Here is a 14,804-nt window from a genome sequence, read left to right as displayed (position 1 = left end):
TAGCCGGAACAACACACTGATGCGCAATTGCCCCAGGTGCGTTCAGCGGTCGTCCTGGATATCGTTTCCGCTTGCCGGTCGAGCCCATGGTTTTTCCAGCCCAATCGCGCTTGTTGCCCTACGCCGCACTGTTCAGCCTGACCTTCGCGCTTACCATTGGCGGCATCCTGGCTCGCCCGATCGAATCCCTGTCCTTGTTCTGGCCAGTCAATGCCGCACTGGCAGGTGTGTTGCTGCGCTATCCCCGCCAGGCAACTGTGTCCGGGTTCGTGCTGATGTGGTTGGCCATGGTTGGCGCCGACCTGCTCTGTGCCAGTGCCTTGGCGCCGGCGCTGTGGTTCAACCTGTGCAACATGGGCGTTGTGGTCACCCTGTGGCAATTGCTTTCGCGCTTGCCGCGCCTGCATCGGCGCATGCGCACGCCCCATGGGGTGCTATGCGTATTCGGCGCCTGCGCGGCTGGGGCCTCAGTGGCTGCGAGCCTGGCCTCGGTGATGGCCGCGCCTTGGTTCGAGCAGTCCCTGCGCAGCACCTGGCTGGCCTGGTTCAGCGAGCAGTTTTCCACCGCGGTGCTGGTATTGCCGGTGATGCTCACCGCACCGGCAGCGCGTACCTTGTTGCAGGGCGGGAGCCAGAAGATTCGCCTCGCCCCGCTGTTGGTCATGCTGGTGTCGCTGGCGTTCAGCATCGCGTTCGGCGGCCCGGGCGCCATCGCGTTTCCGATCGCCGCCCTTTTGTGGTGTGCCTGGACGTACTCGCCCTTTCTGGTTTCGTTGTTGACGCTGACCGCCGGTAGCACGTTGATCGTTGCCGTTGCCCAGAGCCTTATGCACTTCAGCGTGCCGCAGAGCGAGTCGGGTGTGACGGCGCTGATGTCTGCGCGCCTGGGCATCGCGATGTTGGTGTTGGGGCCGCTGGTGGTGGCCTGCGTGACCCAGGCCAATCGCAGCCTGCTTGCCCGTCTGGCACACCAGGCCACCACCGACCACCTTACGGGTACCTTGAGCCGCAGCGCCTTTACCCAGCGTGCAAACGCGCTGCTGGAAAGTCGTCAGCATCAGCAGTTCCTGCCACTGACGCTGATGATGCTGGATATCGATCACTTCAAGTCCATCAACGATGCCCACGGGCACGCCGTTGGCGACCAGGTGCTGCGCCAGTTCGCCGATGCGTTGCAGGAACAGTTGCACAGCAACGAAGTATTCGCGCGCATGGGTGGCGAGGAGTTCGTGATCATCGTGCCAGGGCTTGCACCGGACAGGGCGCAATTTACGGCCGAGCGCCTGCGCCGTGCCGTTCAGGACCTTCAGGTGGAGCAAGCCGGGCAGCGTTTGCAGATCACGGTCAGTATCGGTCTGGCAGGCTGCGACGAAGGCATGCCGACTCCTGATCTGACCGCATTGCTGGCCAGTGCCGACAAGGCGCTGTACCTGGCCAAAGCGAAGGGACGCAATCGCGTGGAGCAAGCTGAGCCGCAGCGTCGGGCCATTTAAGCCTATTGCTGTGCGCTCATTGAAATCAGTAGCTTCACCCGGCAAATCAAGATTATCGCCGGCACGTCAAGCCGGCCGCTCAGGCGATTTGAGCAAGGACCTGTGCGACGGCCCCGCTCGATCAGGCAGTCCAAAAGCCAGACAAAATGTTGCTCAATTTCTGCTCAATTTAACGGAGCCCGCCGGGCGCTTGGGTTGCAGCACGTTATCCACAGACCTACCCACTTTTTCTGTGGACAGATTTCCCAGCCTGGAGAACGACTTATCCCACTTCGACCCTTGAATGAATGAGCCGTGCACAGCGGGGGCTGTGAAGACACCAGGCTTGAAGAATGACAGTTGAGCAGCGCTGGGCTGTGGCACAAATCAAAAGCCCGCCTGGGCAATGGAACCCGGCGGGCTGGAAGGAGGGAAACGCTCATGCGATCAACTAGGAGGAATGGTTCCCAGCAGCCCGATCATGATGGTCAACAGCAGGAAACCACCCAGGAACAGCGCCAGCTTGCTCATTGAAACCTCGACAGTGTGATACGGAATGACGTCATTTTCCGTTTTTCACTGATACGGTTACAGATTCAGGTTTGTAGAAAAAAAGCAGATCAGATGAAGGGTAGACACCCTTCGTACCCGTCCATCCCGCCGCTGGTTCGCTTACGTTCATATCAGTTGCTGGAGCTTGTCGGCAGGCAACCATCCCAGCTCCCCATCCCCGTGACGACGACACCACAGCCAGCCGTTGAGCAGATGCAACTGCTGCACCAATTGACCTGGGTCCACATCCAGCTCATGGGCGCAATAGTGATCCAACGCCCTACCCTGATTGAAATCCAGGCGTTCAATAAGCTGCTCCGGTACCCAACCCGGCTCTTGGCCCGTGCAACTGCACAAGTACCAGTCCCGCATGCCCGGCTCACTCTCGTAACGCGGGCCCACTTCCAGCAGCGTGCCTTGAGCGAAACGAAGGGGGCGTCGGTAAGCACTGCGATGTCGCTCGATCACGATGAAATGCACAGGCCTCTCCTTGGCCGGAAACCTCCGAGCCTAGCAGAAGCTGTGGAAGTTGCTGCTTTGCGGCCTCTTTGTGGGAATATTTGGCGCGTAATGTAGGAGATTTCCTCAGGCTTCATTTCCGCTGTATGAAAGATCAGTTTATGGGATGGATCTGAGCTGTTACGGTCAGCCTTTCCTACAACAGCAAGGACGCTTTTCGTTAAGAGAACTATATGGACGACTACAATGAGCCGGCGTTGCGACTTCAAAAAACCCTGTTGAACCTGCGCCGCGAGCGGGACAAGCTCAGCAGTGAAGGCAAGCACGAAGAAGCGAGCGCACTGGCGGGATCGATAGCGCGAATCGAAACCACACTGGCACAACTACCGGGTGCGTTTAAGCCTGAGACGCTGCAATAGCCCCCTGGCCCCGGCCTCCAACAGGGTCGGGGCTGCCCGTGGTTCCTGAAGCTCACAGCAAGAGGCCGGCACTCGCCTGCTTCAACCGAACCTGGGTTAAAGAATACTTCGAAGACCTGCGGTCGATCTGATCAACATTTGATTGATCCAGATCAATGCGAAATAAATTGTTACCTAAGCAGCACTGCGCGGTAACGAAATAAATAGGCTCGCTGCTTGCTGAAAGTCACTCAACTGAGCGATCGGATGGCGGACTGCGCCGTTCGTAGACTGCTTATGTTTATTCTTAAAGTTTATTGCCCAAGGTGCCGATAGCTGTTTCAACGAGAGGGCTGCAGCCTTATTTTCACGGTCACCCTGCTGGACTTGCTTAGCCTAGCAAGCATTGCTACACCAAGGAGCTACACATGTATTTTCGGAACTTGAAAATTGGCACGCGCGCGGCGGTCATCTTCACGCTGGTCGCCCTCCTCGTACTGATCCTGGGGCTGGCATCGTTGTACCGCATGCACACGATGGACAAGGCCACTGACGAAGTGCGCACCGAATGGTTACCCGCAATCATGCTGCTGGACGAGGTCAGCATGAACCTGGGCCGCGTCCGAGCACTGACCTTGCGCAGCGTTTTGGAAGAAAGCCCCAGCGCCAGGGCCGCGACACTGGACAAGATCGCGGACATCTCCAAGCACTACCAGGAACAAATCGAAACGTACAAGGCAACAGCGACAGAGGAACGAGACCGGGCCCTGTACGACGCATTTCTGGTCAGAAGCGCGACCTACCATACGTTGCAGGACGCAATTCTTGACGCCGTACGCAGAAACGACATTGCAGAAGCGACTCGCCTGATCAATGGTGAATTGGCCAACTACGCCGACGCGATGATGAAGTCGCTGATCGAGCTGACCCAGTACAACTCCAACGGCGCAACCAACGCCTCCCAGGTCAGTACTGAGGCCTATGAGCAGTCCTTCTCGATTATCACGGCGACGATCGTCGGCATCATCGTACTGATGATCGCGCTGGCCATCATGCTGACCCGCAGCATCGTGCGGCCTTTGAGCGAAGCGGTGGTCGTCGCCGAGCGGGTGGCCTCGGGTGAGCTCAACCAGGTCATCGAGGTGACGGGTAGTGACGAGCCCGCGCTGTTGTTGCACGCCTTGTCCAGAATGAAAGACAGCCTGCGCGAGACGATTGCCGGCATCGCTGCCGCCTCCGACCAGCTCGCCTCGGCATCCGAAGAGCTGTTCACGGTGACCGAAGACACCAGCCGCGGCCTGCATCAGCAAAGCGCCGAAATCGACCAGGCGGCCACGGCGGTGAACCAGATGACCGCAGCGGTGGAGGAAGTGGCCAGCAATGCCGTCAACACCGCCGATGCCTCCAAAGGTGCAGACCAGACCACCCGTGAGGGTCAGCAACGGGTCAACGATGCGCTGCAGTCCATTGGTCAGCTCGTTGGCGATGTCACGACCACTTCGCAGGAAATCGAACAGCTGGCCACCAGCGCCAACGAAATCAGCCGGGTACTGGATGTCATCGGCTCGATCGCAGGCCAGACCAACCTGCTTGCGCTCAACGCTGCCATCGAGGCTGCGCGCGCCGGTGAAGCCGGCCGTGGGTTTGCCGTGGTCGCCGATGAAGTCAGGGCGCTGGCGCACCGAACTCAACAATCGACCGCCGAGATCGAAGGCATGATCACAGGCATCCAGTCGGGCACCGAGTCTGCAGTCGGAGCCATGCACGCAAGCAAAGGGCGCGCCTCAGGCACTCTGGAAATCGCCCAATCCGCAGGTCAGGCACTGAACACGATTGCCGAGGCCATTTCGTCCATCAACCAACGCAACCTGGTGATCGCCAGCGCCTCCGAAGAGCAGGCCCAGGTGGCCCGCGAAGTGGATCGAAACCTGGTGAACATCCGGGACCTGGCGATGCAGACCTCGGCCGGCGCGAACCAGACCAGCGCCGCCGCCCAGGAGTTGTCACGCCTGGCTGTAGACCTGAACGCGATGGTCGCCAAGTTCAAGGTCTAGGGCTTGATGACAGAGGGGATGCGGCCTGTCAGGAAAGCTTGCACCGTGCCCCTGGGGCAGGGATTCGCGCGATTGTGTGACGCAAATGCCGCTGCCCCGGAGCAAGGCCGTCGTGAGTTTCTGTAAAAAAAGCGACGATTTGTGCCTTTTGGGCTGCTCACCGGGGCTGCATCGCATATCCTTGCACCACGCAATCAACCTTGAAGCAGTGAATTGAACGATGAGCTTTGAACAACTGGCAGCGCTACGGGATCGCCTGCGGGCTGAAAAAGAGCAGCAACAGGCAAGCGCCCCAGCGCCGGCCAAGCGCAAGCCGCCCCAGAAGACCAAGCCGCGCGAACTGGACCCGGCAGTGGCCGCCATCTGGCCCCTGCAGAAGCACTTCCCGTTGGCCTTCCCCGTCAACCCTGCGCCCAAGGTGCCGCTCAAGGAGGGCATCTTCAAGGATGCCGAGCAACACCTGGAGCTGCTGGGCATCACCCGTGAGCAACTGAAGCTGGGCATTTCCACCTGGTGCCGGGGCAACCGCTACTGGACCAGCATGGTGGAAAACGCCCCGCGCCTGGACCTTAACGGCCAGCCGGCGGGCGTGGTCACTGCCGCCCAGGCGATCCATGCCAAGCGTCAGGCAGCCCAACAGCGTAACCAGGAACGCCGCAAGCGGGCCCAGGCCAAGGCACAGACCGCAGCGCCTGCAGAACAGGGCGAGGCTGCAGTCGAGCCGGCTGTGGAACAGGCCGCGGAGTAAAGGCCTGGTCTGAGCAGCGCCCACCGCCCGTTCGCCGAGCGCGCGGGTGGTGGGCGCTGCGGGCTAGCACATGGTCTCAGAGTCTCCAATCCAGGCTGACCATCATCGTGCGTGGCTCACCGTGGTACACGCCGTTGTAGAAGCCGACGTTGTTGTAGTAATGCTCGTCGAACAGGTTCTTGACGTTGACCGAAGCGCTCAAGTGCTCATCGATCTGATAGCGCGCCATCAGCCCAACCACCGAAAACGCCTTCTGGCCGATCTCATCCTTGGCCGTGATGATTCGATCACCGTCGCGCCCCACTGGTCGGTTGGCCAGCCTGAAATTGTCGCTCTGCCAGTCCAGGCTTGCCCCCACAGTCAATGCTGGGGTTAGGGCATAGGTGCTGGACAAGCGCACCAAGTTCAAGGGTTGCTCGGTGTTCTTTCGCTTTTTCTCGGCCGTGGCTGCATGCGTATAGCTGTAGCCCAGGCTCATCTGCCACCCGGTCATCACCTCGCCTGCAACTTCAGCTTCGAAGCCTTCGACAACTACGCCCTTGCCACCGCTTTTGTAGAACACCTCGTTGCCATTGGGCGGCACAGAGTCGTCCTGTTCCGCCACGTTATCCTGCTTGCTGCGAAACACTGCCGTGCTCAGGTTCAGGCGTTCAGCGAACAGGCTGCCCTTGAGGCCCACCTCATAGACCTTGCCTACGATAGGCTCAAGGTACTGCTTGTTGACGTCTCTGACGGTCTGCGGGTTGAAGATATCGGTGTAGCTGACATAGGCGGTGAACTGGTCGGTCAGATCGAAGAGTACGCCGGCATAGGGCGTCCATTGATCATTCTGGACCTGCTTGGTAGTGGACTGATCGACGACTTCCAGGGCATCACCGTAATCCCACTCCCGCTGTTGTGTCTGCCAACTGCCGTAGCGGCTGCCAATCACGATATGCAGGCGGTCCGTAGGGTTCAGGCGTGTTGCAATGTAGCCGGCCTTCTGACGAATGCTGGAGCGCGAGCTGTCGAGCCCGGTTTCGAGGTCGTAGAACGTAGGGGTGTTCCCCATGTACTTCCAATCCGCAATATTTTCGTAACCGTCGGGTACCGGTAGACCAAGGCGATAGGGTTCACTGTCGCGTCGTCGCGACTCGCCGTAACCGATCATGAAATCATGGCTGCGGCCCAACAATTGGAAAGGGCCGGCGAGGTTGAAGTCCAGCGCGTCCATCTGCTCGGAGCCCCCGAAGTGCGAGTACCAGGCTTTCATGCCACTACGGTCGGCCTCAGGAAAACCATTGCCGCCATAGTAGACCTTTCCGTCGCTGTCGCTTTGCCGGTGGGTGTACGCCACTTTCATGACCCAATCGTTGCCCAGATACTGGTCAAGAGTAGCGAACACCGTCTGGTCTTTGAGTGGCCAGGAAGACCAGGGGGCACTGAGGTTGGTGGAACGGGGCAAGTTGGCTTTGCTGCCGTCGGCGTTCCAGAACGGCACCGTACCCCATGATGACCCTTGCACATGCTTGTTCTGATAGTCATACCCCACCGCCAGCACGGTGCTTGGCGTCAGGTCAGCTTCGAGCACGCCGTAGGCCACTTCACGCTGGGTGGCGTACTTGTCCATGAATGACTTGTTGTCACGGTACGCCAGCACGGTGCGTCCGCGCAGACGGCCGTCCCAGCCCAGCGGGCCACCGACATCCAGGTAGCTGTAATAATTGTCGAAACTGCCCCCGCTCACGCCACTCTTTACTGCCAACGCGTGCGTCGGGCGCTTGCGAACCATTGCAATGGTCCCCGAGGGATCGCCGGCGCCTGTGGTCAGGCCGGTGGCCCCACGCACGACCTCGATTCGATCATAGATGATGGTGTCCGAGTCGGACTTGAGCCCCGAGAAGGTGTTGAGCATGCCATCGATCTGGAAATTGTTGATTGCGTAACCACGCGAGTAGTAGCCCGGTCGCTCCGAATCATTGCGTTGTACCGTGACCCCCGTGACGTGAGCCATGGCCTCGGACAGGCTGTTGAGCTGGAAGTCGTCCAGTTGCTGGCGGGATATGACCGAGACCGACTGGGGTGTCTCCTTGATCGAGAGGTTCAGCCGGGTGGCTGCGCTCATGCTACCGGTGGTGTAGGAGCCACTGTGTTCGGTGACACTGCCAAGGCCAGTGGCAATCACATCGGTTGCGCCCAGCTCGAGCACGGCGTCGTCTCGTCTTGCCTGGGTATCGGCCAGGGATGGAGGGCAGATCAAGCAAGCGTACAGGCCAAGGGTGACTGTGGTGGGGTGGGACATGAACGGGGGCATTGCGGGCTGACTCCTTGCGCGTAAAAATCCGTGCGCGCAAATCTACATCATAATCATCCTCATATGATAATTAATCTCATAAGACCTCCCTCACGCCGCACCTGAGCGCAGCTGTACGCCTGGTCGCTTATAGCCGGCCAGGTGCACGCCTGAGCTCATCGTTCTGCGCACTCGCTTGGTCGTGCGCTACAGCCTCTAGAACAGCTTGACCGTATAGCTGAGCACCACGCGGTTCTCGTCGATATCGGTTCGGTAATTGGAGCGAGCCATCACATTGCGCACGCGCACGCCGAGCCCTTCCAGCGGCCCACTTTGCACCACATAGGCCAGGTCCAGGTCTCGCTCGCGGTCGCGCCCTTCAAAGCCCAGCCCGGTTTTGACATCCCGGCCTTGTACGTAGCGCAATGTCGAGGTCAGCCCGGGGATCCCCCATGCCGCGAAGTTGTAGTCATGCCGCACCTGCCAGGAACGCTCTCCTGGCGCCGAGAACTCGTAGGTCGGCAGGGTATTACCCATTGGGTTGGTGTTGGCGCCCACCTGGATGAAACCGTCCTCACCGCCAATTTGCTGGTAGCCCACGTAAAACGTATGCCCGCCCGTTCTTGCCGAGAACAGGCTGAACAGCGCATGGTTGTCATAGTTGCCGGCAAGCTTGCGCCCATCCTCGCGCGCCTGGAAATAGCCGGCATTCACACCCAAGGTCCAGTTACCCAGGGGTTCGGCGTGCTTGAGGCTGTAGAACCGTTGCTGATAGATGTCCTGCAGTTGCGCCTGCCAGACCCCCACGCTGGTGCGGTTGTCGTTGAAGGCATAGTCGGCGCCCAGGTAATTGAAGCGGTCACTGGTAAAGCGGGCCAATCGTGCGGGGTTGATGGGGTCGTTGACCAGCGCATACATTTTCTGACTGTTGGACGAATCGCGCAGGCTGGTGGAGCGAAATTGGCCGGCACTGAGCGTCAGCCCCGCAAACTCGTGCGACTCCAGCATTACGCCCTGGTAGGTCGGCGGCAGCAGGCGCAGGTCGCTGAACAGCAACACAGGTAGATTGGGCATCAATTCGCCCACCTTCAACTCAATCTGGGAAACCTTGAACTTGAGCGCCGCGCCCACGCGGCTGTACTGGTCGGCGGACGTGCCGCTGTCAAGGCTTGGCAGTAGGCCTGAGCGTGCGTGCTCAGGGCTGCTGTCGAGTTTGAAACCCAACAGGCCGATCACATCGACACCGGCACCTAAGACGCCCTGGCTATAACCTGAACTGGCGTTGAGGATGAAGCCCTGCGCCCACTCCTGAGTGCGCGATTGGGTGCTCGCCCCCTTGATATCGGCGTAGTCTCGGCTGAAGAAATAATTGCGAGCCTGGAGGGTCGCACGGGCGCCTTCGATAAAACCGACCTCTTCAGCCGGTGCCTCGCTACACAGCGCGGCTGCGATGCAGCCGCCGGCCAGGCGTGCTTTCGGGAAAAAACGCGGTGCAGTGCAAACGTGCATGGGGCGATTCCTGAATGTCGGGCAACAGCAATCCACCGGCCAGACGAACGCCCGCCGACGTGCAGATTGCGTCGAGAATGGGTGTGGGCAGGCCGGCACCCGCCCGCCTGCCCTATCGGGCGTGAAGCGCTGGACCGCTAGCGGTTGACCAGCTTCGCTGGCAGGGAGATGACCAGGAAGCAACTCAGGAGCAGGCAGCCAGCGAACACCCACAGCGCCGCGTGGGAAGTGCCGGTCCAGTCGGTGACCAGGCCCATCAGCGAGTTGCTGACCAGCCCGGCGATGTTGGCCACCGAACAGGCCAGAGCAAACCCGGTGGCGGCCGCGGTCCCTTTGAGGAAAGTCGCCGGCAGGCTGAAGAACACCGGCACCGCACCAATGATCGCGGCCGAGGCGACTGCGAACAGGAATACGGTCATGACCAGGTTCTGGCTGAACAATGTACTGCTGGCCATGGCGATGGCGCCGACGATGAAGGGCACGATAATGTGCCAACGACGCTCACGGTGACGGTCGGAGCTCGCGCCGATCATCAGCATGCCGGCCAGTGCGGCCAGGCTCGGGATGGCAGTGAGCAGGCCGATGTGAAACGTGTCGCTCACCCCTGCATCGCGGATGAAGGTCGGCATCCAGAAGCCCATTGCGTAGGCGCTGAGCAGGATCGAGAAATCGATACCGCCAAGCATCCACACCTTGAGGTTGAAGAACCCGTCACGGAAACTGTGCTTGCTGTCCTTGCCCTCTGCATCGTCCGCGGCAAGGTCTGCTGCCAGCTGAGCCTTGTCTTCGCTGGACAACCACTTGGCCTGCTGGAAGTGATTGGGCAAGGCCCAGAAGGTCAGAATGCCGAGCAGCACGCTGGGGATGGCCTCCAGCAAAAACAGCCACTGCCAGCCATGCAGGCCATGCACCTGATCGAAATGCCCCATGATCCAGCCCGAGATCGGTCCACCAATCACGCTCGACAGCGGCAGCCCGATCATGAACAGGGCAATGATGCGCCCACGCCGGTACGTGGGGTACCACATGGTCAGGTAGAACAGCACCCCTGGCAAAAAGCCTGCTTCGGCAGCCCCGAGCAGGAACCGCAGGATATAGAACTGGGTGGTGGTGCTGACGAACATGGTGCACGCCGACAACAGCCCCCAGGTGATCATGATGCGGGCGATCCACAGCTTGGCGCCGACGCGCTGCAGGATCAGGTTGCTGGGGACCTCGAAAATGATGTAGCCGACGAAGAACAGCCCGGCACCCAGGCCATAGGCGGCAGTGCTGAACTGCAGATCCTCGAGCATCTGCAGTTTGGCGAAGCCGACGTTGATACGGTCCAGGTAGGCGGCAAGGTAGCAAAAGCACAGGAAGGGAATGAGCCTCCAGGTGATCTTGCTGTACAGCGCTTTGGTGCCCTGATCGATGTCGCTGTGGACCGTGGTTGCATTCGCAATTGGCATTTCCTGTCTCCTGGCGGGCGACTTTGTGGTTGTTTTTAAGGCCAGCAGTTTTCGACGCACCAGTACCGTCGCGCGCTACACGCGACGTGGCCAGGCCACGTCTGAAAAAACCCCCGAGTGCTCCTGCGGGGCGACCACCCGGACAGCAGGCGATCATGAACGTGCTTCCGGCACCGTTCCTCGATTGTTATTGGGTAGGCCCCCTGCCGGTGTCAGCCGGTCGATTGCCTCAATTGCGCCATCGCTTCCTGGCGGGAAACCACATCGCCGTACTTACTGTCGATGTCGAACAGGTTGGCGTGGTGCGGGTCATCATGGCGATCACCCACACATTCGCGCACCACGATGGTTCGAAAGCCATGCTGCATCGCATCGACCGCGCTGGCGCGGATGCAACCGCTGGTGGAGCAGCCGGCCAAGACCACGGTATCTACCCCTTGGGCGTGCAGCAGCGGCGCCAGGCTGGTGCCGAAGAAAGCGCTGGCGTACTGCTTGCTCAGCACCAACTCCTCCGGCTGTGGGGCAACGGCCTCGCAGAACGCAGCCAAGGGGTTGCCCTCGACCATGTCCTTCATCACCGGCGCCTTGCGCACCCAGACACCGCCATCGACAAAATGCGGAGGCTGGTAGCGGATGTTGGTATGCACCACCAGAATGCCGCAATCGCGGGCTAGCGCCAGCAGGTCCGCGGCCTGTTCCACTGCCGCGACGACGCCTGGGGCGTACAGCGCAGCCCCCGGCGTGGTGTAGCCCTGCATGAAGTCGATCATCAGCAGCGCCGGGGCGCGACCAAAGCCGATACGCTGCCCCCATACACCCTGATAGTTGTCCCGAGCACTTTGTGCCTCGCTCATGTCCGCCTCCCGATTTCAATAAGCGCCCGACAGCAAGGCACCGGCACCTGGCACCACCGCTTCTAGGTCCAGCGCCTTGAGCATGGCGTAGGTGGTGGCGATGGCAGCGGTGACCACAGGCTTGCCGGTCTGTGCCTCGACCTTGGCCACGGCCGGCAACGACTGCATCTGCACGCAGGCCGACAAGACCACCACATCCACCCCTTCAAGGTTCATGCCGGCTACGATGCCTGGCAGGTTGGCGGGGTCGTGACGGGCTACGGCCAGGTTGTCGGGAATCTCCAGGGCGCGCCAGTCCTGCACCTCAAAGCCTTCTTCGCGGATGTAGTTCACCACCAGCTCGGTCAGCGGCTTCATGTACGGGGCGACGATGGCGATGCGCTTGGCCTTCATCACATGCAAGGCTTCGACCAGCGCTCCGGCACTGGTGATGACCGGCGCCAGTGCGTCGTTGTCGGCAGTCGCCTGCCTGAGGCGCTGTTCGGATTGCCGGTGATAGCCAAGGCCCATGGCCATGATTGCCACCAGGCAGGCGTAGCCCAGTACATCGACCTTGGCATCGGACAGCTCCACCGCACAGCGGTCGGACTCGGCATCCATGGCCGCCAGCTCTTCCTTTCTCACCTGCTTCATGCGCATGCGGCTGGAATGAAAGGTAAAGCGCTCCGGGCGGATGGCTTGGCGCGCGTTGAGCATCGCCGGTATCTCGGTTTCCATGGTGGTGTTAGAACTCGGCACGATCTGGCCGATGCGGTATAGCGTGGTCATGTCTGGTGCTCCTTCAGGCAACGGATCGGTCGAGGAAAAGGCCGAATGCGGCAAAGAAACCATCGAGATCGTCCCAGGGGATCATGTGGCCAGCGTTGGCAACCTGTACGACCTGAATGTCTGGCTTGAGCTCACGGATTTCGGCGATGTCGCACGGCTCGATCACCCCGCCGCGCCCAGCCACCATCAACAACGCCGGTTGGCGTACGGCGGGCAGATACTGATGGATGTCCACCTCGTGGAAGTCGTCGAAGGCCCGCACGATCGCAGGCTCGTAGCAGGTGTGCAGCCACTCGGCCCTGAGCGCCAGCTGCTCGTCGCTCCAGGTGGCGCAATAAGTGCGCATGTCCTCGCCACTCATACCCAGGCTGGCCTGGCGAATGGAGTCGACATACCAGGGCAGCTTGCTTGGGTAGGCGCGGCGCCCTGGCCCGGATACCGGTGGGTCGACCAGCACCAGCTTCTGCAGGCCTGGCGCGCCGTTGGCAGCGGCACGAATCGCAAACCGTGCGCCCATCGAGTGGCCGATCAGGTGATAACTGTCCAGGCCCAGCGCGGCGGCAAAGGCGGGAATGTCGCTGGCACAGGCATCGGTGCCATAGTCCAGATCAGGGCCACTTGATGACAAACCGCGCCCGCGTACATCCAGTACGTAGGTATCGAAGTGCTGGCCGAGGCGCTCGGCGACGAACCCCCAGGTAATCGCCGGGCTGGTGATCCCCGGCACCACGATCAGCGCATGCCCCTTGCCGCCATAGCGCAGGTAATGCTGACGGATGCCATTGGCGCTTACATGACCGCCGTTGAGGAAGGTAGTCATGCGGCCTCCCCGCTCTTGAGCGGCTGGCCATAGAGGTCATAGCCGTATACCCAGGCCGGATCCTCCTGCGTATAGAGCCAAGTGTTGGCGTTGGACACCGACTGCACCTGCGAGGCTCGCTCTTTACGGTTGGCCTCGTACAGGGCAAAGGCGGTGCGGTGGTCCGACAAACCGGTCTCCTGCAAGCAGCGGGTCAACATGGCCGCATCCTCGATGGCCATGCAGGCGCCTTGGGCCATGTGCGGTTTCATCGGGTGACAGGCGTCGCCGAGCATCACCAGACGCCCACGGCTCCAGAGCGGCAGCGGGTTGCGGTTGCGCAGCGGCCACTTGGTGATCGATTCGGTGGCATCGATCAGCTTCTGGACGGTGGGGTGATAGCCCTCGAAGGCAGCGCGCATTTCTTCCTGACTGCTGTCCACGTAGGCGCCCTGGAAGTCCCACGCTTCGTGGGGCACACCGGTCACGAAGTAGTATTCGTCGCGCTTGGCCGTGGTGTAGTAGACCATCATGTGCCGGTCTTCGGACCACCACTTGACGCAGGGCTCGAATGCGTCGGCATGCTGCGCCAGGTTTACCCCACGGATCAGCGCACGGTGCGCCACCCAGCCGCTGTAGTTCGGCGCTTCGGCACCGAGCAATTCTTCGCGGATCTTGGAGTGGATGCCGTCGGCTCCGATGACGATGTCCGCGACCGTGTGGGTGCCATCGGCGAAGTCCAGACGCACCTGATCACCCGCGTCGATGATCTTTTCCAGGCGCTTGCCGAAGTGCACGGTGCCGGGCTTGATGGCGTCGATCTGCAGCGCATGCAAGTCCCCCCGGTGGATGGTGATGTAGGCCGCCCCGTATTCGCGGCGAGCATGCTCACCCAGTGGGATGCGCGACAGGTAATCGCCGCTCTGACCATCGCGGCTGAACCAGAAGTCCGGGTGCGAGCCCATCAGCTCCAGCTTCTGTTCCAGCCCCATCCGCCGAAAGATCTTCATGACGTTGGGGCCGATGTGGATACCGGCACCCAGGCGGGTGAACGCCGGGGCCTGTTCGTACACCTCCACATCGAAGCCGGCCTGCTGCAGCAACGTTGCCGCTGCCGCCCCACCTAAACCCGCGCCGACGATTGCGATTTTTTGGCTTCCCCGCATGGAGAGTCTCCTGTTGTTCTGATGTGTGGCAAGCGGCATGGCCGCGAGTCATTTACAGCGTATAAACTTTAAATGGCTCTTAGGAACAGGCCCCTGAAAATATTTTCAAACAAGCGATCGAAACTCAAAAAGATCATAATGTTACCGATTAATGGGGGATTGGGTTGAATGGTAACGTTCTAAAGATCACTTGCGTCAATCCAATGAATGCGTTTTCATCAAATCAGTTATGGTGTACACACTATTGTTTTGCACCATGACAAAGCGTCGAGCACTGCGATGGTGCACCGCTTTATTCCGCC

General features: G+C 60.5%; 11 protein-coding genes and 2 pseudogenes. 5 read left to right on the top strand and 8 right to left on the bottom strand.

Annotated features, from left to right (window positions below; translation table 11 throughout):
• The first annotated feature begins 71 nt into the window (after positions 1–71).
• Positions 72–1,493 (top strand): GGDEF domain-containing protein, encoded by a 1,422-nt coding sequence (locus tag FS777_RS07505; protein WP_078478376.1) that lies wholly within the window; start codon positions 72–74, stop codon positions 1,491–1,493.
• A 657-nt stretch (positions 1,494–2,150) separates the two neighbouring features.
• Here the strand turns inward: FS777_RS07505 and FS777_RS07500 are convergent.
• Positions 2,151–2,504: an SH3 domain-containing protein gene (locus tag FS777_RS07500; RefSeq protein WP_145254786.1), complete on the bottom strand. Its 354-nt coding sequence runs from the start codon at positions 2,502–2,504 to the stop codon at positions 2,151–2,153.
• A gap of 212 nt (positions 2,505–2,716) precedes the next feature.
• Here FS777_RS07500 and FS777_RS07495 point away from each other — a divergent pair, with 212 nt between their 5' ends.
• The 4 genes and pseudogenes from FS777_RS07495 (at position 2,717) to FS777_RS07485 (ending at position 5,683) form a co-directional block, all read left to right on the top strand.
• On the top strand, positions 2,717–2,902 hold the full coding sequence (locus FS777_RS07495; RefSeq protein WP_145254783.1) for a hypothetical protein: 186 nt from the start codon (positions 2,717–2,719) through the stop codon (positions 2,900–2,902).
• Positions 2,903–3,309: 407 nt separating this feature from the next.
• A pseudogene (locus FS777_RS21870) lies at positions 3,310–3,843 on the top strand (MCP four helix bundle domain-containing protein); the annotation flags it as partial.
• A gap of 90 nt (positions 3,844–3,933) precedes the next feature.
• Positions 3,934–4,935 (top strand): annotated as a pseudogene (locus tag FS777_RS21865) (methyl-accepting chemotaxis protein); the annotation flags it as partial.
• Between the two features lie 220 nt (positions 4,936–5,155).
• Positions 5,156–5,683 (top strand): ProQ/FINO family protein, encoded by a 528-nt coding sequence (locus FS777_RS07485; protein ID WP_078478373.1) that lies wholly within the window; start codon positions 5,156–5,158, stop codon positions 5,681–5,683.
• A gap of 76 nt (positions 5,684–5,759) precedes the next feature.
• Here FS777_RS07485 and FS777_RS07480 read toward each other — a convergent pair whose 3' ends face one another.
• The 7 genes from FS777_RS07480 to nicC form a co-directional block, all read right to left on the bottom strand.
• A complete protein-coding gene (locus FS777_RS07480; protein WP_145254777.1) occupies positions 5,760–7,976 on the bottom strand; it encodes a TonB-dependent siderophore receptor in 2,217 nt (738 codons plus the stop codon).
• 195 nt (positions 7,977–8,171) lie between these two features.
• Positions 8,172–9,464, bottom strand: a complete 1,293-nt coding sequence (locus tag FS777_RS07475) for an OprD family porin (RefSeq protein ID WP_145254774.1) — start codon at positions 9,462–9,464, stop codon at positions 8,172–8,174.
• 137 nt (positions 9,465–9,601) lie between these two features.
• Positions 9,602–10,915, bottom strand: coding sequence for an MFS transporter (locus FS777_RS07470; protein WP_145254771.1), 1,314 nt, complete (start codon positions 10,913–10,915; stop codon positions 9,602–9,604).
• A gap of 212 nt (positions 10,916–11,127) precedes the next feature.
• Entirely contained in the window at positions 11,128–11,769 is a 642-nt protein-coding gene (locus tag FS777_RS07465; RefSeq protein ID WP_058603430.1) for an N-carbamoylsarcosine amidohydrolase, read from the bottom strand.
• Between the two features lie 15 nt (positions 11,770–11,784).
• Positions 11,785–12,537 carry an Asp/Glu racemase gene (locus FS777_RS07460; RefSeq protein ID WP_100851850.1) on the bottom strand — a complete coding sequence of 251 codons (753 nt, stop codon included), beginning with the start codon at positions 12,535–12,537 and terminating at the stop codon, positions 11,785–11,787.
• Between the two features lie 13 nt (positions 12,538–12,550).
• On the bottom strand, positions 12,551–13,357 hold the full coding sequence (nicD, locus tag FS777_RS07455) for an N-formylmaleamate deformylase (protein ID WP_145254768.1): 807 nt from the start codon (positions 13,355–13,357) through the stop codon (positions 12,551–12,553).
• Positions 13,354–14,502, bottom strand: coding sequence for a 6-hydroxynicotinate 3-monooxygenase (nicC, locus tag FS777_RS07450; RefSeq protein WP_058637900.1), 1,149 nt, complete (start codon positions 14,500–14,502; stop codon positions 13,354–13,356). Before nicC ends, nicD begins: the two co-directional genes overlap by 4 nt.
• Positions 14,503–14,804: the final 302 nt, after the last annotated feature.

Origin of the sequence: Pseudomonas sp. DE0157 (genome assembly GCF_007678615.1) — a bacterium.
Taxonomy (GTDB): domain Bacteria; phylum Pseudomonadota; class Gammaproteobacteria; order Pseudomonadales; family Pseudomonadaceae; genus Aquipseudomonas; species Aquipseudomonas parafulva_B.
This window is presented reverse-complemented; position numbering and strand designations above follow the sequence as displayed.

Bases quoted from the DNA above. Each gene is read 5' to 3' on its own strand.
- FS777_RS07465 (WP_058603430.1), bottom strand. From the start codon at position 11,769: ATGAGCGAGGCACAAAGTGCTCGGGACAACTATCAGGGTGTATGGGGG.
- FS777_RS07495 (WP_145254783.1), top strand. From the start codon at position 2,717: ATGGACGACTACAATGAGCCGGCGTTGCGACTTCAAAAAACCCTGTTG.
- nicC (WP_058637900.1), bottom strand. From the start codon at position 14,502: ATGCGGGGAAGCCAAAAAATCGCAATCGTCGGCGCGGGTTTAGGTGGG.
- FS777_RS07480 (WP_145254777.1), bottom strand. From the start codon at position 7,976: ATGCCCCCGTTCATGTCCCACCCCACCACAGTCACCCTTGGCCTGTAC.
- FS777_RS07485 (WP_078478373.1), top strand. From the start codon at position 5,156: ATGAGCTTTGAACAACTGGCAGCGCTACGGGATCGCCTGCGGGCTGAA.
- FS777_RS07475 (WP_145254774.1), bottom strand. From the start codon at position 9,464: ATGCACGTTTGCACTGCACCGCGTTTTTTCCCGAAAGCACGCCTGGCC.
- FS777_RS07470 (WP_145254771.1), bottom strand. From the start codon at position 10,915: ATGCCAATTGCGAATGCAACCACGGTCCACAGCGACATCGATCAGGGC.
- FS777_RS07460 (WP_100851850.1), bottom strand. From the start codon at position 12,537: ATGACCACGCTATACCGCATCGGCCAGATCGTGCCGAGTTCTAACACC.
- nicD (WP_145254768.1), bottom strand. From the start codon at position 13,357: ATGACTACCTTCCTCAACGGCGGTCATGTAAGCGCCAATGGCATCCGT.